This is a genomic window from Sphingorhabdus sp. EL138 (assembly GCF_900258045.1).
Classification (GTDB): Bacteria; Pseudomonadota; Alphaproteobacteria; order Sphingomonadales; family Sphingomonadaceae; genus Parasphingorhabdus.
Genome location: NZ_OGVD01000004.1, coordinates 903,714 through 922,060, shown reverse-complemented (window position 1 = coordinate 922,060; position 18,347 = coordinate 903,714). Strand labels below are relative to the sequence as shown.

At 53.1% G+C, this 18,347-nt stretch carries 17 protein-coding genes; 7 read left to right on the top strand and 10 right to left on the bottom strand.

What is annotated here, in order from left to right:
* Positions 1-28 precede the first annotated feature (28 nt).
* From ilvD to DK507_RS14275, 4 genes are read left to right on the top strand one after another with little or no spacing between them, the layout of a single operon-like run.
* On the top strand, positions 29-1,750 hold the full coding sequence (gene ilvD / locus DK507_RS14290) for a dihydroxy-acid dehydratase (RefSeq protein ID WP_109357007.1): 1,722 nt from the start codon (positions 29-31) through the stop codon (positions 1,748-1,750).
* On the top strand, positions 1,731-2,171 hold the full coding sequence (locus DK507_RS14285) for a hypothetical protein (protein ID WP_216822391.1): 441 nt from the start codon (positions 1,731-1,733) through the stop codon (positions 2,169-2,171). Before ilvD ends, DK507_RS14285 begins: the two co-directional genes overlap by 20 nt.
* Before the next feature lie 2 nt (positions 2,172-2,173).
* Positions 2,174-3,583: an NAD(P)H-hydrate dehydratase gene (locus DK507_RS14280; RefSeq protein WP_254054394.1), complete on the top strand. Its 1,410-nt coding sequence runs from the start codon at positions 2,174-2,176 to the stop codon at positions 3,581-3,583.
* Positions 3,580-4,791: a class I SAM-dependent RNA methyltransferase gene (locus DK507_RS14275; protein ID WP_109357006.1), complete on the top strand. Its 1,212-nt coding sequence runs from the start codon at positions 3,580-3,582 to the stop codon at positions 4,789-4,791. Before DK507_RS14280 ends, DK507_RS14275 begins: the two co-directional genes overlap by 4 nt.
* Positions 4,792-4,801: 10 nt before the next feature.
* Here the strand turns inward: DK507_RS14275 and DK507_RS14270 are convergent, their stop codons facing one another.
* The 6 genes from DK507_RS14270 to DK507_RS14245 form a co-directional block, all read right to left on the bottom strand.
* The gene (locus DK507_RS14270) at positions 4,802-5,761 is read right to left on the bottom strand and encodes a carbon-nitrogen hydrolase family protein (RefSeq protein ID WP_109357005.1); all 960 of its coding nucleotides are present in this window, start codon (positions 5,759-5,761) and stop codon (positions 4,802-4,804) included.
* Positions 5,762-5,779: 18 nt separating this feature from the next.
* A complete protein-coding gene (locus DK507_RS14265) occupies positions 5,780-6,214 on the bottom strand; it encodes an MAPEG family protein (protein ID WP_109357004.1) in 435 nt (144 codons plus the stop codon).
* Between the two features lie 22 nt (positions 6,215-6,236).
* Positions 6,237-6,665 carry an MAPEG family protein gene (locus DK507_RS14260; RefSeq protein ID WP_109357003.1) on the bottom strand — a complete coding sequence of 143 codons (429 nt, stop codon included), beginning with the start codon at positions 6,663-6,665 and terminating at the stop codon, positions 6,237-6,239.
* A gap of 84 nt (positions 6,666-6,749) precedes the next feature.
* The gene (locus DK507_RS14255) at positions 6,750-7,949 is read right to left on the bottom strand and encodes a type III PLP-dependent enzyme (RefSeq protein ID WP_109357002.1); all 1,200 of its coding nucleotides are present in this window, start codon (positions 7,947-7,949) and stop codon (positions 6,750-6,752) included.
* A gap of 174 nt (positions 7,950-8,123) precedes the next feature.
* Positions 8,124-9,287, bottom strand: coding sequence for a carboxynorspermidine decarboxylase (locus DK507_RS14250; protein WP_109357001.1), 1,164 nt, complete (start codon positions 9,285-9,287; stop codon positions 8,124-8,126).
* Complete coding sequence (locus DK507_RS14245; RefSeq protein WP_109357000.1) at positions 9,288-10,505, bottom strand: saccharopine dehydrogenase family protein; 1,218 nt, start codon at positions 10,503-10,505, stop codon at positions 9,288-9,290.
* Between the two features lie 53 nt (positions 10,506-10,558).
* Between DK507_RS14245 and DK507_RS14240 the strand changes: the two genes are divergently transcribed.
* The gene (locus tag DK507_RS14240) at positions 10,559-11,539 is read left to right on the top strand and encodes a threonine/serine dehydratase (protein WP_109356999.1); all 981 of its coding nucleotides are present in this window, start codon (positions 10,559-10,561) and stop codon (positions 11,537-11,539) included.
* 149 nt (positions 11,540-11,688) lie between these two features.
* Here DK507_RS14240 and DK507_RS14230 read toward each other — a convergent pair whose 3' ends face one another.
* The 4 genes from DK507_RS14230 to murI form a co-directional block, all read right to left on the bottom strand.
* The gene (locus DK507_RS14230; RefSeq protein ID WP_109356998.1) at positions 11,689-13,263 is read right to left on the bottom strand and encodes a cisplatin damage response ATP-dependent DNA ligase; all 1,575 of its coding nucleotides are present in this window, start codon (positions 13,261-13,263) and stop codon (positions 11,689-11,691) included.
* A gap of 3 nt (positions 13,264-13,266) precedes the next feature.
* The gene (locus DK507_RS14225) at positions 13,267-14,265 is read right to left on the bottom strand and encodes a ligase-associated DNA damage response exonuclease (RefSeq protein WP_109357698.1); all 999 of its coding nucleotides are present in this window, start codon (positions 14,263-14,265) and stop codon (positions 13,267-13,269) included.
* Positions 14,266-14,311: 46 nt separating this feature from the next.
* Positions 14,312-15,526: a 5-aminolevulinate synthase gene (gene hemA, locus DK507_RS14220; RefSeq protein ID WP_109356997.1), complete on the bottom strand. Its 1,215-nt coding sequence runs from the start codon at positions 15,524-15,526 to the stop codon at positions 14,312-14,314.
* A 109-nt stretch (positions 15,527-15,635) separates the two neighbouring features.
* A complete protein-coding gene (murI, locus tag DK507_RS14215; RefSeq protein WP_174209047.1) occupies positions 15,636-16,448 on the bottom strand; it encodes a glutamate racemase in 813 nt (270 codons plus the stop codon).
* A 148-nt stretch (positions 16,449-16,596) separates the two neighbouring features.
* Here murI and plsY point away from each other — a divergent pair, with 148 nt between their 5' ends.
* Positions 16,597-17,190 carry a glycerol-3-phosphate 1-O-acyltransferase PlsY gene (gene plsY / locus DK507_RS14210; RefSeq protein ID WP_109356996.1) on the top strand — a complete coding sequence of 198 codons (594 nt, stop codon included), beginning with the start codon at positions 16,597-16,599 and terminating at the stop codon, positions 17,188-17,190.
* Between the two features lie 29 nt (positions 17,191-17,219).
* Positions 17,220-18,332: a DNA-processing protein DprA gene (gene dprA, locus DK507_RS14205; RefSeq protein ID WP_109356995.1), complete on the top strand. Its 1,113-nt coding sequence runs from the start codon at positions 17,220-17,222 to the stop codon at positions 18,330-18,332.
* The last annotated feature ends 15 nt before the right edge of the window (positions 18,333-18,347 follow it).

Below are 18,347 nucleotides of genomic sequence, written 5' to 3'. Positions count from 1 at the left end.
ACAGCCACCTCTTTTGCAGGACGAATAAATGACCCGGACGTTCGATAAATCCAGACTACCAAGCCGCCATGTCAGTGTCGGCCCGGAACGCGCGCCACAGCGCAGCTATTATTATGCCATGGGCATGACCGAGGAAGACATCGCCAAACCATTTGTCGGCATTGCGTCTGCTGGCAATGACAGCGCGCCTTGCAACACATTGCTGGATGCCCAAGCGGATATGGCACGTCAAGGCGTCATCGAGGCCGGCGGCACCCCGCGCCGGTTCAATACCATCACCGTGACTGACGGTATCGCTATGGGTCATCAGGGGATGAAATCCTCGCTCATATCGCGTGAAGTGATTGCTGACTCGGTAGAGGTCAGCGTCCGCGGCCATTGCTACGACGCATTGGTAACCTATGCGGGCTGCGATAAAAGCCTACCGGGCATGATGATGGCGATGCTCCGCCTCAATGTGCCTTCGATCTTTGTCTACGGCGGTTCCATCTTGCCAGGCCGTTTCCATGACGAAGATGTTACTGTTGTCGATGTGTTTGAAGCCGTTGGCCAGCACAGTGCCGGAAACTGCCCGCTGCAGGAACTGATTGAACTCGAAAAAGTCGCGTGCCCCGGACATGGCGCATGTGGCGGTCAGTTTACCGCCAACACCATGGCCTGCGTGGCTGAGGCGATCGGATTGTCATTACCTAACAGCAATATGGCACCAGCGCCTTATGAAAGCCGCGACGATATGGCGGTGGCGGCAGGACGTCAGGTTATGGATTTGATCGAACGCAACCTGCGTCCACGCGATATCTGCACCAGAGAGGCCTTTGTGAATGCGGCCCGTATCGTAGCGGCCACCGGCGGATCAACCAATGCGGCCCTCCATCTGCCAGCCATGGCGAGTGAGGCGGGTATAGATTTCGATCTGTTTGATGTTGCGGAAGCCTTCAAATCGACGCCTTATCTGGCTGATCTGAAGCCGGGCGGCAAATATGTCGCGAGAGACATGCATAATGCTGGTGGTGTCTATATGCTGATGAAAACCATGATGGACAATGATCTGCTTAATGGCGATTGCATTACGGTAACCGGCAAGACATTGGGCGAAAATATCGATGAGATTACATGGAATAACGACCAGAAGGTCATATATGATGTGAAGAATGCGATCACCGAAACCGGCGGCGTGGTCGGCTTGAAGGGATCGCTCGCACCGGAAGGCGCAATTGTGAAGGTCGCAGGTATGGCGCGTTTACAGTTTCGCGGTCCAGCACAAATATTCGAATGTGAAGAAGATGCCTTTGATGCCGTCGAAAAGCGCGAGATCAAGGAAGGCTCCGTCATCATCATCCGCAACGAAGGCCCGAAAGGCGGTCCGGGCATGCGCGAAATGCTGGCAACCACAGCGGCGCTCTATGGTCAGGGCATGGGTGAAAAGGTCGCACTTATCACCGATGGCCGTTTTTCGGGCGCAACCCGGGGCTTTTGCATCGGTCATGTCGGGCCGGAAGCAGCCGATGGCGGCCCAATCGGGTTGGTCGAAGACGGCGATATGATAAATATCGACGCTGAGGCAGGTATAATCGATCTTGAAGTTGATGAGAAAACCCTGGAAGAACGCCGTTCACGTTATACTCCTCATGTGAATGATTATGGGTCAGGTGCATTATGGCGCTATGCCCAGAATGTCGGCCCGGCCTATAAGGGCGCTGTCACTCATCCCGGAGCGAAAGCGGAAAAACATGTCTATGCGGATATATAACAGTTTTGCAGTTATCTTGCTTGTGACAGCATGCGGAAAGCCGGACAATGGAAGACTGGCCGAAGCAGAAGATAGTGCAGCGGCTCAGGCCGCCGATGACGGCAGGATCGAATGTGCGATCAATGGCGATAGCGATTTTTCAAGCGGCTGCCAAACGGAACGCCTGTCCGGCGAAAATGGCGTAACCCTTATAGTGCGGCATCCCGACGGCGGTTTTCGCCGGTTCAATGTCCTAACCGACGGTCGCGGGTTGGAAGCTGCTGACGGATCGGAGAAAGCTAGGATCGAGATTGTCGAAGATGACAAGATCCTGGTAAGTGTCGGTTCCGATAAATATCTCATGTCAGCGCGCATGAAGACATCAGACACGGCAGATGCCGCCAATCAAGCGGATGGACCGGCAGCACAAGCCGGGAATTAGCGGTGGCCTTGCTCAATCATGGGCATATCCTGACAGCTGCCGAGATGCAGGCTGCCGAACAGCAGCTTATTGATAGCGGAACATCCGTAATCGAGCTTATGCACAGGGCCGGAACCGGTGCCGCTGACTATATCTGGCGGGCGGCACCCAATTGCCCCACGCTGGTGCTCTGTGGTCCCGGCAATAATGGCGGCGACGGATATGTCATTGCCCAGGCGTTACTGGAAAGAAGTGTGGACGTTTACATCGCGGCAAGCAGCGAACCTGGAACAGATGCCGCGGAAAATGCGAAATCTCTCTGGCAGGGAAAAACCTATGCTCTGGATGATGCAAAGCCAGCGAAACAGTTTGTCGACTGCCTGTTTGGAACCGGACTCACCCGACCGGTATCAGGGACTCTATTGGATCATCACCAGCGCCTGTTCGAGGGGGCGCAGCGACGGGTGGCGGTTGATCTGCCCAGCGGCATTGAAACCGATACCGGAGCGAAACTGAATGCGGTTTCTCGGTATGACCTGACGATTGCGCTCGGAGCCTTCAAGCCCGCGCATTATCTTGCGCCAGCCCGCGGACTTATGGGATATCTGGCGGGGGTGAACATTGGCGTGGAAGCGGCTTCGGCCGCGCGGTTGCTTGCCCGACCGACAATTAAGCCACCCGAGACAGAGGATCATAAATATACAAGGGGCCTGGTTGCCGTTGTGGCTGGCCGTATGCCGGGGGCAGCGAAACTAACGACCTTGGCAGCACAGCGATCAGGGGCTGGCTATGTGAAGATGTTCGCTGGAACCGGGTTCTCTTCAACCAATCATAGCATCGTTGTCGAATCTCATGAGAATGGGGTCCAGCTTCGAGAGCAATTATCGGATGACAGAATCGCGATCATTGTCGTCGGACCCGGGCTGGGCCGTGATGGTCATGCAGAACGGCTTTTGGATTTGGTCCTGGATATCGACAAACCGGTTCTGCTCGATGCCGATGCGTTGATGTTGTTGGGCAGTGCTGGTCTCAGCCGTCTGAAAGGTCGATCATCACCTGTTATTGTAACACCCCATTCCGGTGAATTTGCGACAATGTGCGAAACCGATGACGGATCGAAAATCGATCTCACGAAGATACTGGCTGCCGATAGCGGTGCTGTTGTCGTTCATAAGGGCAACGACAGCGTGATTGCCAATGCTGAAGGCGCTGTGTCTCTGACACCCTCATCGTCAAGCTGGCTTTCTACAGCAGGAACGGGCGACGTTCTTGCAGGTATGATCGCAGCCCGCTTTGCGAATGAGAAAGACGCTTTCCTGGCCGCAAAACAGGGGCAGTGGCTGCATGGCCGTGCTGCGAAACTCGCCGGGCCCAGTTTTTCGCCGGAGATACTGATTGATCATATCCCGAAAGCGCTACAAGAGTGCATATGAGCACTGAAACCGATCCTAATCTTATCCAGCGTGTTGCAGCCAAAGGCGACGGCGTGACCGCTGATGGCCGCCATGTCGCCTTTTCAGCGCCGCTTGATCGGTTGAGTGAGGAAGGCGGTCTTATAAAAGGCCCGCATCACGTCGACCCCCCTTGCCAGCATTTTAAGGAATGTGGCGGGTGCAGCCTGCAACATCTGGATGATGAAAGCTATGCGCAATTTGTAATTGACCGTGTCGCTTATGCGCTGGAGGGGCAGGGGCTTAGTGCGGGAACATTGCATCCTCCACAGATTTCAAAACCCAACAGCCGTATCCGGGCCAGCCTGCGCGCCGCGATGATGGGTAAAAGCTTCAAACTGGGGTTCAGCGGGGCGGGTAGTCATAGAATTGTTGATCTCAAGCAATGCGAAATCATGCGGCCCGAGCTTTTTGCCGTGATTGACCCGTTGCGCAGTTTTTTGAAATCGGTGGCCCGGCGCAAGCATGACATGAATGTCGAGATCAGTCTGGCCGATCAAGGTGTTGACCTGTGTGTAAAAAATTATGAGCCGGAAAGTCTCGAACAACGCGAGGCGTTGGCTGCCTTTGCGCAGGCAAATAATCTAGCTCGGCTGTCCGTGGACAATGGTTATGGTCCCGAAACGCAGTGGGAGCCCGAGCCGGTTACGGTAACATTTAACGGCATAGCGGTGGCCTTGCCGCATAACAGTTTCCTGCAGCCCACCGGCGACGGTAAAGCGGCACTGGTCGCAGCGATGCTGGAAACAGTGGGAGATACCAAATTGGTCGCGGATCTGTTTGCGGGTCTTGGTACATTCACATTTGCACTCGGTGACAGTCATAAGGTCTATGCCGCGGAAGGGTCCCGGGATGCAATCGGGGCGCTGAAAATGGCCGCAAACCTGTCCGGTCGTCAGATATTTACGGAACATCGTGATCTGTTCCGGCGAGCTCTCAGTCCAGAAGAACTGAACCGGTTTGGAGCAGTAATATTGGATCCACCTCGTGCCGGTGCGCGGGATCAGATTGCGCAGATCGCGCAATCGGATGTGCCGAAGATTTGCTACATAAGTTGCAACCCCGCAAGCTTTGCGCGTGACGCAAAGCAACTTTGTGATGCCGGGTATAAGTTGGACGCGTTGTGGCCTGTGGGTCAATTTCTATGGTCGACCCACGTGGAGCTGGTTTCTAGCTTTACCAAGGCATAGACGGGATAATCTAGTCCCCGGACCAGTTCACGCCAGCCTTTGACCGCGTATCAACCGTCAGGTCAAACACGTCCGCTCTGGAATAATGGCCGTCTACGTCGAGTGCAGCCTTTGCTTCCTTGCCAGCATCGAGATCGATTTCAGTCGCGAGGATCATGTCCTTTTCACCTGCTTCTGCTAGAATAGTGGCATCAGGCGCGACAATTATGCTTTGACCAAATTGTAACTGTGTGTCTGGAATTTCTTTAAAAAGCGCTAGCGCTTCGTCATTGCCACCGACCAGTTTCAGGCCTTCCAGCAAATCATCGCGATGCAACAATGTGCCCGCGGCCAGCACATGACACCCGCCCTCAAAGGCATAATGGCGCGAGGCAATCTGATAGGTCTCTCTAACCGTCGGCCAAGCGGCGACATGGACGTCTTCCCGCAAGTTATGCATTGCAGTGCGAGCGAGCGGCATCCAGTGCTCCCAGCAAATCAGGCTCCCCGTGCGGCCCCAATCGGCTTGATGTACATTGATGGTTGAGCCATCGCCGCGGTTCCAGATCAAGCGCTCGCCATGGGTAGGGACCAGCTTGCGATGGTTTAAAACCGGCATGTCCGGGCGGAACAGCATCTGGTTGTTGTAAAGGCTAGAGCGCAGTCGTTCATGCACACCAATGGATATGCAGAGATTTTTCGTATCGGCTAGCTCCTGCAGCGGAGCTAATCGCGGGTCATTTTCGACGACCGCCTGATCCATCAAGATGCGGTGCAGGGCCTTGCTGCCCGGATGATCCCAAAGCGCGGCGCCGGGTGCCTCATCAAGCCAGATTGGATAACCGCCGAGAAACGTCTCACCAAAGCCTATCATCCGCGCGTCCTGGTCGCCGGCCTTCCGTGCCAAATCGACGGCCTGTTCGATGCCCTTGTCAATGCACAAGGGAACCGGTGCCGCTTGGACTATGGCGACATTCAAGAGATTGGACATGGGGAGGGCCGTTTCTGGTTAGTGGAACACCGCAAGCGCTGCATGGATAGCCAGAGCGATAATACACAGGCTGGACAAAGCAAATACCAAAAAGCGGTACATGATCTTGTTGACCGTCGCCTGGATCAGGCTGTGGACGACTCGGAGACCAACATAAGCCCATGCGATGGTCAGGTTCAGACCATCTCCCTGTCCGACAATCGCCAACACGATGCATACGGCGTAGAACAATGTCGGTTCGGTGAGCAGGTGGTTATAATTATGCGCCTTCCACTGCACTTCCGGTGGCAGCAGAGCATCCAGACCACCAGCGGTGGATTCGCGGCTGAGTTTGTCCGGGTCTACCTTCGCCTTGTTCATCGCTGGAATGCGCGTGACGTACATCCACAGCCACATGATCATGGTCCACAATATGAGTGCCACGACCGGCTGTAAGATAGAACTATTTTCCATTGTTATTTCCCCCAAAAAAAGATCACACAAAAGTCGTGAAAAAGGCATTCATCGCCATGATCAGCAGACAAATTGTCGATGCCACGAATAGCAGAAAGCGCACGTTCACCAGATTGACCGTTGCCTGCCAGATGCTGTGAGTAATACGCAGCAATACGTAGGCCCAGGCTAGCCACAGGTTTATTCCCGTCCCAGCCTCGGCGACTGCCAAGATGATGACTGTGGCGTAAAACAGCGTCGGCTGTTCCATCAGATGTGTATAGTTATGGGATTTCCACGCAACTTTGTCCGGCAATTGGGGATCGACATCCGGCCCGCGCCCGCCAGGCTTTGCGGTGATGTCGATCCCCATTTTCTTGGCTGCCGGGAGCCGCGTTCCGGCCATCCAAAACAGCATAACAAGTGACCAGATGACCAGCAGCGCCGCTGGCGCCAAAATTGCAGTGCTCATGATAGCTTCCTCCCCTATTCGGCCAAATATGAGGCGGAACCTGCGTTACATATTGTAAATTGTCAAATGCAACTTAATCGGACGTCATGCGCCGGGGAAGGAGACCACATTTTCGTGGTCCGTCCGGTCGAGATTATCGCCCACATAAACGCTCGCCATCGGTTCATCCGCCACGTCATAATCGTCGATCGATCCATAGCCATTAAACTTGGTTCGCATCGCCGACCCATAGGCGCCCAACATACCGATTTCGATATAGTCGCCAGCTTTCACATCAGCGGGTAGGACAAAAGGACCCGCCATATGGTCCATATCGTCGCAGGTTGGGCCATAAAAGCTATACTCGGTCATCGCCGTATCATCGGAACTATTGTCAAGCAATTGTACCGGAAAGCGCCAGCCAATATGGGCCGCGTCAAACAAGGTGCCGTAAGCGCCGTCATTAATGTAAAGCTCGTTCCCGCGGCGCTGTTCAACCTTCACGATCAGCGAGTTATATTCGGCCGCCAGCGCGCGGCCAGGCTCACACCAGAGTTCGGCGGAATAGCTGATCGGCAGATCTTCAAACGTCCGGTCAATCGCGCTGAAATAATGGTTGAGTGAAGGCGGCGCCATATCGGGATATATGGACGGAAACCCGCCACCGACATTCACAATATCCACGGTGACTGAAGCCGCAACAATTGCGGTTCGCACGCGTTCCAGTGCGTGGACATAAGCCAGGGGCGTCATCGCCTGACTGCCAACATGGAAACAGATGCCCAGTTCATCAGCAACTTGACGACTACGCTGTAGCAGCTCGACAGACGCATCGACTTCCACACCGAATTTCGATGCCAGGCTGATCTGCGCAAATTCAGACGCCACTTTGATACGAACGCAAAGCGTCAAATCGTCCGCACCATCGGTCGCCCGCTCAATCTTCTCCAGCTCTTCGATGGAATCGAGCGAAAATACGCGCACGCCATGATTGACATAAGCTTCACGGATGACCGCTTCGGACTTGATCGGATGCATGAAGCACAGCACGGCCTCTGGCAGTGTGTTGTGGACCACCCGTACTTCTTCAATTGACGCGACATCATAGTGAGTCACGCCTTCATTGAACAACAGCTTCAAAAGTGCAGGAGACGGGTTCGCCTTCACTGCATAAAGCGACTTGCCGGGAAACTGCTCGACAAAGTAACGCGCCGCGCGCCGCGCAGCGTGCGGGCGGTTCAGCAAAACTGGAATATCGGGGCAAAGAGCCTTCGTCAGCTCCTGCGCATCATGGAAATTGTGCAACTCAAGGGACCCCCTAGATTTTAAGATCGATTGAGCTGCCTTGCGGAATCACAAGTAGCCATGGGGCAGCGACGGCGGCTATATGCCCGCTTTTACAATCTGTAAAGTCTCTATGGCGGATAAATATGGCACAAATGCGGAATGCTATTGCGATACAGCAATTTTGCGGTGGCTTTAGCTGAGACGGTCGCGAAATTCCGTCCAGTCAAACGCCTTCACACAGCGCAAATCGTCAGTGTCACTATTCCACAACCAGATCGAGGGCAAGGGTACGCCATTAAATGTGTTGGTTTTGACCATTGAATAGTGGGCCTGATCGAGAAAGGCGATCCGCTGGCCAACATGCGCGGGTTCCGGAAGCTGATAGTCGCCGATAATATCACCGGCCAGACAGCTTGGACCGCCAAGTCTGATTATATCTCCGTCGCTGGTTTCACCAAGCATCGCGGGTCGATAAGGCGCTTCTATGACATCGGGCATATGGCACGTGGCGGATATATCGGTGATACCAATTGGCATGCCGTTATCGAAAATATCTAATATCTCGCCAACCAATATGCCGGCATCAAGTGCGACCGCCTCGCCGGGTTCAAGATAGATGTCGCAACCGGATTTTGCCTTGAGGTCAGACAGGAATTGGACCAACGCCTCGCGATCATAATCGTCCCGCGTGATATGATGCCCACCGCCCAGATTGATCCATTCGAGCTTGTCAAAATGAGGGGCGATCAGTGGTTCAATTTTACTCCATGTCTTTTCCAAGGCATCAAAATTCTGTTCACAAAGATTGTGGAAATGCACGCCGGAAATCGCGTTGAAATGCTCTGGCAGCAACTGGGACACAGGAAAGCCCAATCGGCTATGCCGTTGACTGGGATCATATTTTGGCGTTTCGCCCAAAGCAATTTCGGGGTTCAGGCGAAGGCCAATATCGCAGTTATCCAACCCCTGACCACTCTCGTTTTTCCACCTGTCAATCTGCGCTAGATTGTTGAAAGTGATATGATCGGAAAGCGTCAAAATCTCGGCAAGGTCTTCTGCTTTATAGGCCGGTGAATAGGTGCTGATGGAGCCATTAAACTGCTCTTTGGCGAGCTTCGCTTCCCACACTCCTGAAGCACAGAAACCGTCGAGATATTCATCGATTAGCGGTGCCAGACACCACATCGAAAAGGCCTTTAGCGCAAGCAGCACTTTCGCACCGGATCGCGCTTTTACATCCGCCAATATCTCAAGATTCCCGCGAACAGCCGTTGCATCCACGACAAAAGCAGGCGAGGGGACCCGCGCCAGATCAAAATGCGCAAATGCGCCGGGATCGCCTGCTTTGGTTTCCATCTAAAATGCCAGAGGAGCGTCCAGCTCTTCCAGCGTCCAGGGCAAGCCATGCTCGTTCAGCATTTCCATAAACGGATCAGGGTCAAATTCTTCCATATTGAACACACCGTCACCGCTCCATTGGCCGGACAGCATCAGCGCCGAACCGATCATCGCCGGTACGCCGGTGGTGTAGCTCACGCCCTGATTGCCGGTTTCTTCAAATGCAGCTTCATGGCTGCAGATATTTTTCACATAGAGCGTTTTCTGTACACCATCTTTTTCGCCGGTCGCGATCACGCCGATATTGGTGTTTCCTTTGGTCGTCTCGCCAAGACTCGCCGGTTCGGGCAATACTGCTTTCAGAAATTGCAGCGGTATGATCTCCCGCCCTTCGTACATAACCGGATCAATCCGCGTCATGCCAACATTTTGTAGCACTTCCAGATGGGTGAGATAAGCATCGCCAAAGGTCATCCAGAACCGGATGCGCTTGATTTCCGGAATATGAGTTTTGAGGGATTCAATTTCCTCATGATACATGAGATACATGTTTTTCGGGCCGACCGCCTCGAAATCAAATTCCTGTTTGTGGGACAGTGCAGGGGTCTCGACCCATTTTCCATTCTCCCAGTGGCGTGCCGGCGCGGTCACTTCGCGGATATTGATTTCCGGATTGAAATTGGTCGCAAAATGTTGGCCATGGTCGCCGCCGTTGCAATCCAAAATGTCGACCGTGTCGATGCGATCAAAATGATGCTTCTTCAGCCAAGAGGTGAAGATAGAAGTCACACCGGGATCAAAGCCGGACCCGAGCAGCGCCATGATACCGGCGCCCTTGAAACGATCATGATAATCCCATTGCCATTTATATTCGAACTTGGCTTCATCGCGCGGTTCATAATTGGCGGTGTCGAGATAATCGGTTTTTGTGGCCAGACAGGCATCCATGATCGGTAAATCTTGATAGGGCAACGCCAGATTGACGACGAGAGCGGGCTGCACCTGTTCGATAAGCGCGGTCATGGCCGAGACGTCATCGGCATCAATTTGCGCGGTTTCAATAGATACGCCCGTCCGCTCTTTCACGGACTCGGCAATGGCTTCACATTTGGAAACCGTACGACTGGCCAGCATGATCTCGGAAAACGGGCCTGTTTCTGCGGCTATTAGCTGCGCCATCTTGTGCACTGCCACTGAACTGACACCGCCTGCACCAATCACCAGAACCTTGCTCATATCGCACACTCATTTTGCTAGAGGAATCCAGTAACCGCATATAGAAGGACGCCATGACAGAGCAATTACTTTTAGACCCGTCCCGCAAACCCAGTGCAGCGGGGGTTGAGCGGGCCGCAGGCAAGGTTGCAGATATTCTTCCCAAAACGCCGCTATTGCCGCTGACCGTCGATGGCAAAACAATCTGGTGCAAGGCGGAATGCCTGCAACCTATCGGTGCCTTCAAAATACGCGGTGGCTGGCACCGTCTGACCGATCTCAGTGCAGATCAACGCAAGTGCGGCGTGGTGGCCTTTTCGAGCGGTAATCATGCGCAGGGTGTGGCCTGGGCAGCGCAACGCCTCAGAGTCAGGGCAACGATCATCATGCCTGCCGATGCACCACTGGCGAAGCTAGAGAATACAAAGAAGCTTGGTGCGGAGGTGATCACCTATGACCGTCTCGCCGATTCCCGCGAGCAACTGGCGGCAGAGCTGGCCGGCGAGAGTGGGGCGGTTATTGTTCCCAGCTTTGATGATCCGTGGATTATTGAAGGGCAGGGCAGCACCGGTGTCGAAATTCGGGAACAGATGATTGCTCAGGCCGGAACACCGCCAGACCATCTGGTAGCATGTTGTGGCGGTGGCGGACTGGCGACCGGGATATCACTGGTCAATCCAGAAGCGGACATAACGGTTGTTGAACCCGAAGGCTGGGACGATATGAAACGATCGCTGGAGGGCGGTAGCATTGTCCCGGTGCAGGATAACCCGCCGCCCACAGAATGTGATGCTTTGCAGACGCTTTTGGTTTCACCGCTGACTTTTGATGTTTTGAAAGCGCGGAAGGCTAATGCTGTGGCTGTGACCAAAGCGGAGGTGCATCACGCAATGCGGGTTGCGTTTGAAAGATTACGTCTGGTGGTCGAGCCTGGAGGGGCAGTGGCTTTGGCAGCGATTTTGTCTGGCAAAGCAACTGCAACGGACAGAACAGTGATTACAATTTCCGGTGGCAATGTCGATCCGGAACGGTTTGCTACAATAATAGATGCTTGAAACTTTAGTAAACTGTCATAGTCTGAGCACCTGGTGGAGACCGTCTGGCGTTTCAGGACATATATAATCTGACCTCGGCGAAACTTTTTGGCGTTTGCCTCTGTATCTTAAATGATCGCCAGGCATCGGAAGATGCACTGCAGGCTTTTTCATGAAATCATCTTTCGCAAGGTTTCAACCCGATCGGCTTCTTCAGCGGGCTTGTCGGTCCTGATGCGGGATATTCTTGGAAACCGCATAGCCAAACCCGACTTATGGCGTTTGCTTTCATGAACGGAATCAAACGCGACTTCCAAAACCATTGTTTTTTCGACTTCGCGGACAGGACCAAAACGATCCAGCGTATTTTGCCTGACAAATCGGTCGAGCATTTTCAGCTCCTCGTCCGTAAAACCCGAATAAGCTTTTCCGACAGGATAAAGCTCTCCATCCTCTGTCCAGCATCCGAACGTATAGTCCGAGTAGAAAGATGATCTTTTCCCGGAACCTCGCTGGGCGTACATCATCACGCAGTCTACAACCAGCGGATCGCGCTTCCATTTGTACCAAAGCCCGGTTTTCCGGCCAGATATATAAGGACTGTCTTTTCGTTTGAGCATGATGCCTTCAATCGCGGCATCTCTCGCACCATCTCTGATTTCGCCCAGATGCTCAAAATCACGCGCTTCCAATATGGTTGATATGTCAAAGCGCTCAGTATTTATTTTTGGCACGAATATTTCGAGCGCTCTTCGTCGGTCAATCCAGCTCTGCTCACGCAAGTCGGTTTCACCATCAAACAGGATGTCATACAGCCTCACAAAGGCCGGATATTCTGCCCGCATCTTTGCAGATACTTTTTTGCGACCGAGTCGTTGTTGCAAAGCATTGAAACTTGCCGCCTGGCCACCCTGATATTCACCTCGAACCAGAAGCTCGCCATCCAGCACGCCGACTGCTGCAAAGGCTTCGGCAACATCCGGAAAGGACCGGGTGATGTCATCTCCTCCTCTGCTAAACAGTCTCGTTTCCTGACCGGTGCCGACAATCTGAATACGAATGCCATCCCATTTCCACTCGGCAGCATAGTCCGTCAGGTCTATTGTTCTGTCCTCCAGCGGATGGGCTAGCATGAATGGTCGAAAAAACGGGACACCAGTCAAGTCCGGACGATCAGCCTTGCCCTCTCCCCATGCAAATAGTTCCGAATAGGGAGGCTGCAGCGCATGCCAGACCTCTTCAATATCTTCGACGGGCATGTCATAAGTCTTGGCAAAAGCAGTTTTGGCCAATCTCGCCGAAACGCCTACACGCATGCCGCCGGTTGCCAGTTTCAGCAACGCATAACGCTCATTAGAACCCATCCTATCCATGAAATTAGCGAGCAATATCGGCGCATCAGACCGACTGACGGAAGCCAATTCGTCCACAATTTCACTTACAGTCGGTATCCCGACTACCGATTTATCAGTCTGCTCAGGCCAGATAAGCGCCACTGTTTCTGCAGTGTCTCCCACAAAATCACGACTTAATCGAAATAGCGTTTCATCGACCCGTTCCATTGCCATATTGCGGACAGCAGAAGCTTTGACAGTCGGGAAGTCCAGCTCGCCGGTTAATCCTGCCAAAACCCAGCCACGATCAGGATCAGGTGCCTTTTTCAGATAAGCGCTAATCAAACCCAGCTTGTCGTTGCGAGACCGGGTATAGATGAGCCGATCAAGGAGGTTTGAGAAATCCTGCATGTGTCAGTCATCTTCCTCTTCGCGGCCCACGAGCTCCAATGCTTTTGCCTTGATCTGGTTCAGGGCACACCAATGGACCAGTGCATCTTCACGGCCATGTGTCACCCAAGTTTCCGTAGGAGATACATCTTTGATAGTCTGGGTCAGTTCATCCCAATCGGCATGATCTGACATGATGATGGGTAGCTCTACATTGCGTTGGCGGGCCCGTTGCCGGACGCGCATCCAACCGGACGCCATAGCAGTTACCGGATCCGGTAACCGGCGGCTCCAGCGGTCGTTAAGAGCAGAAGGCGGAGCCAGTATGATCTGTCCGCGCATGACTTCTTTTTCGGTCTCCATGACCGGTTGAATGTCTCCCAGATCCACGCCAAGCTCCCCATAAAGCGTACACATTTTTTCCAGGGCACCATGCAAATAGATTGTGTCATTATATCCCGCGGCTCTTAACTCCCCAATGACCCGTTGCGCCTTTCCCAGCGCATATGCGCCAACGAGTATGCAACGCTCAGGATGAGCTTCCTTTGCAGACAGTAATTTCTGGATTTCTACATCTGTGCTTGGATGCTTAAAAACAGGGAGTCCAAAGGTGGCCTCGGTAATGAAAATATCACAGGGTATTACCTCAAAAGGAGCGCAGGTCGGATCCGCTCGACGTTTATAGTCTCCAGTCGCAACAACCCGCTCACCTTGATACTCCATCAATATTTGCGCGGACCCCAGAACATGCCCTGCAGAATGGTAACTTATTTTGACGCCGCCGAGCTCTATTCCTCCGCCATATGACACTGGTTCACCGACGTTAGTCCCATAACGGAGGTTCATGATTGCCAGAGTCTCTGGAGTAGCCCAAACCTTTTCATGACCACCTCGCGCATGATCAGCATGGCCGTGCGTGACCAACGCACGTGAAACCGCGCGGGAAGGATCAATCCACGCGTCTGCGGGTTTGATGTAGATGCCGTGGGGGTGAGGTTCTATCCAATGGGATGACTTAGCCATACCCATCTATAGCGCCAGAACTTCAAAAAGTTCCAGTGCAACGCAATCAGGCTGCGAGTTGCAATTCCATTCTGCCCCAGATCTCAACCAGAGCCTTGGTAAGTTCGGCCATCATTTCTTCAGTGTGGACCGGGCCAGGCGTAAAGCGCAAGCGCTCCAAACCTCTTGGAACCGTTGGATAATTGATGGGTTGAACGTAAACACCATATTCAGCCAACAAGATGTCGCTGATCTTCTTGGCTTTGACTGGATCACCCACCAACAGCGGGACTATGTGAGTGGTAGAGTCCATCACAGGTAGACCCGCGTCAGAGAACATGGTTTTCAGCAATTGCGCAGCCGCCTGCTGGCCATCACGCTCTGCATTTGATTTTTTTAGATGCCGCACACTTGCCAAGGCGCCTGCAACAAGAACCGGTGACAGGCTGGTGGTGAAAATAAAGCCCGGTGCGTAGGAACGGATTACATCGATAATCTTTTGATCGGCGGTGATGTAGCCACCCATCACACCTACTGCCTTGGCCAGCGTACCTTCGATAATTGTGATACGGTCTGCCGCTGCGTCCCGCTCTGAAATGCCGCCGCCATGGTTTCCGTACATGCCTACAGCATGGACTTCATCGCAATAGGTTAGTGCATTATACTTGTCAGCCAGATCACAGATAGCATGTAACGGTGCTACATCGCCATCCATGGAATAGATGCTTTCAAAGGCGATCAGTTTGGGAGCGTCTGGATCTTCCACAGCCAACAGCTCTTCAAGGTGCTCCAGATCATTGTGACGGAACACGCGTTTCTCACAACCGCTATTCTTGATACCCGCAATCATCGATGCATGGTTCAATTCGTCGGAGAAAATAATACAACCGGGCAGAATTTTGGTCAGCGTCGACAGAGTGGCTTCGTTTGAAACATAACCGGATGTAAAGAGCAATGCACCAGATTTTCCGTGCAAATCAGCCAATTCACTTTCCAGCTGAACATGATAGTGCGTATTGCCACCGATATTGCGAGTGCCGCCTGAACCGGCGCCCACATCATGCAAAGCTTCTTCCATTGCAGAGATGACATCCGGGTGCTGACCCATCGCCAGATAGTCATTGGAACACCAGACAGTAACCGGCTTTGGGCCATTATGATGCGCGAAGCAGCGCGCGTTGGGAAAGGTCCCTTTGTTTCGCAATATATCAATAAAAACACGATAGCGACCTTCACTATGAAGGCGGTCAATCGCTTGAGAAAAAACCTTATCGTAGTTCACTTTACACCATTTCCCGTGTCATTTTTCTATCAAGCGATCCCTCAAAAAAGCCCAATAACGGCCTTTTCAACGAATTTCCAGCGCGAACCATTCGCAATAAGCTATTTGGCTATAAGGCTTCCAGTTTTGTGAGCCCAAATTCATCCAAGCTATTTTGATAAGGCGGCAATTTCTCCAAATCACCAGTCGTCACAAACACACCGTTTTCAGAGGTTTCTGGCCAACTGACGCCGCGGCTAAGATATGCAATTCGTCTCGCAATTCCTTGTGAACCATCGATAAATTGAATGTCTCTTACAAAAGATTTTTGCAATTCCGTTTGCACCAATGGAAAGTGAGTACAGGCTAAAATGACCGTATCTATCTTTTCGCCATCCTGTTGTTCGGTCAAGCCCGCAACCGCGGCCTCAATAAGGGTGCTATCGGGTATCTCACCACGCAGTTTTGCTTCGGCAGCATGCACCAGATCAGAGGCGCCAAATCGTATCAATTTTTTGTCAGCTGCAAATTCTGAGGCCAAACGATCGACATAGGGCTGACGAATCGTAGCGCGCGTGCCGAGTAGGCCAATAACTCCGGTTTTCGTCATTTGGCTGGCCGGCTTTATCGCAGGGACCGTTCCCACGACCGGAATGTCGAGGACAGATCGAACCACATCAAGCGCGATGGTGGACGCAGTGTTGCATGCGATCGTGACCATTTGCGGTTTGTAGCGTTCAACAAGCCGGCCAAGCAAAAGAGGTATTCTGGTAGAAAGCTCGTCTTCGGATTTCATGCCATATGGCATGCCTGCATAGTCAGCGGCATAAATGATCGGTGCTGTGGGCAACAATTTCTTTGTCTCGCGAAGGACTGACAGTCCTCCTACACCCGTATCGAAGAATAGAAGCGGGCCGGCCATGTTTGCTTGATTGCCTGTCATTATTCGGCCCTTAACTAAGGTAAGCGCGTTCTTCAACCGCATCGACTGATCTTACAACTGGTTGATCTTACCTGTTTTTACAACGCAAAACCCTTGCTCAAAGACCTTCTTACAGATAGCCCTCGGAAATCAAAGGGGATTTGGTACGATGCAATCCATGTGGATTGAACCAATTTTGGCTGTTTTCTTCGGTTATATGCTGGGATCGATACCCTTTGGCCTGCTGTTAACACAGTTAACGGGCAGCGGAGATCTTCGGACGATTGGGTCAGGGAATATTGGTGCGACCAATGTTTTACGGACTGGTAACAAGGCGATTGCGGCGCTGACGCTGTTGCTGGATGTTGGCAAAGGGGCCGCGGCAGTGCTTGTTGCAGCGAGTTTTTCGGACGGATTGGGCGTATTGGCCGGAATGGGTGCATTTTTGGGGCACCTCTACCCTGTCTGGCTGAAATTCAAAGGTGGCAAAGGCGTGGCTACCTTGCTGGGCATTGTTGCCGCATTAGACCCTATATTGGGTATAGTCTTTGCCGTTACATGGATCGCAGCCCTAGTAATTCTGCGCTATTCTTCGGTCAGTGGCATGCTGGCGTCCGTCTCAGTCCCTATAGCCGCTGTAATAACCGCCCATTATTCATGGACCCCGATGTTTATAGGTTTCGCATTACTTGTAATCTGGAAGCATCGCGCTAATGTCGAGCGACTATTGGCAGGCGAAGAACCCAAAGTCGGAGCCTCCTGACTTCCCCTAACCGTTACACGGTATGTAAGATGAATGACGATTTTGATCGGCTGCGGCTGATTCGATCCGCCAATATCGGCCCGGTCAGCTATGTTCAGTTGATCCACCGCTATGGCTCCGCCGCGAAGGCGCTGGACATGATTCCCGAACTGGCAGCACGAGGCGGGGGCAGGGCACCGCGCCTTGCCGAACGGGGCGCTGTCAAACGGGAGATGGACAGGGTCCAAAAACTCGGAGCGCGCTATATTTTTCTGGGCGACCCCGACTATCCCTTTCTGCTTGCGGAACTGAGCAACGCGCCACCCGCGCTGATTTACCGTGGTAATCTCTCCCTGCTCAGCCATCCCGCCGTTGCAATCGTCGGCGCCCGCAATGCCTCTGCCGCCGCATGCCGCTTTGCCAGAGATCTTGCGAACGCACTTATGTCGGAAGGCATAACGGTGGTTTCCGGTCTGGCGAGGGGAATAGACACCGCGGCACACCAGGGGTCGCTTGCCAAATCGGCTGTTGCGGTCATCGCTGGCGGAATAGATGTTCATTATCCGCCCGAGAACGAAGGGCTGCAACAACAGATCGCGCGAGATGGCCTGCTGATTGCAGAACAACCGCCCGGCACCGAGCCCAAGGCAAGGCATTTTCCCTATCGCAACCGTATCATCGCCGGATTGACAAGAGGCACAGTGGTTGTTGAAGCCGCGCCCAAGTCCGGTTCCTTGATTACAGCGCGTCTGGCATCCGAGGCGGGACGCCATGTCATGGCAGTTCCCGGATCACCGCTTGATCCACGCTCTCGGGGTTGCAACGGCCTGATCCGGGAGGGTGCCATCCTGATTCAGTCGGCGGAAGATGTTCTGGAGCTCATCAGCCATTTTGATGACCAGGCAGCGGGCGCAAACATGCCCTATGACCTGTTTGACAATACAGGTGATGGAACGAAGTTAAGGGAAACACCGCCTGAAGACATTGATGACGCAGCACGGCAGGCTCTAGCCGATTTGCTGAGCATGACGCCGGTATCAGTGGATGAGCTGGTCCGGCAATCCGGCCTATCCGCTTCGTCGGTACAGATGATTTTGCTGGAGCTTGAGCTGGCAGGTCGATTGACCCGCCATGCTGGTGCCCGCGTAAGTTTGCCTAGTTGAAATCCTTCAAAATTC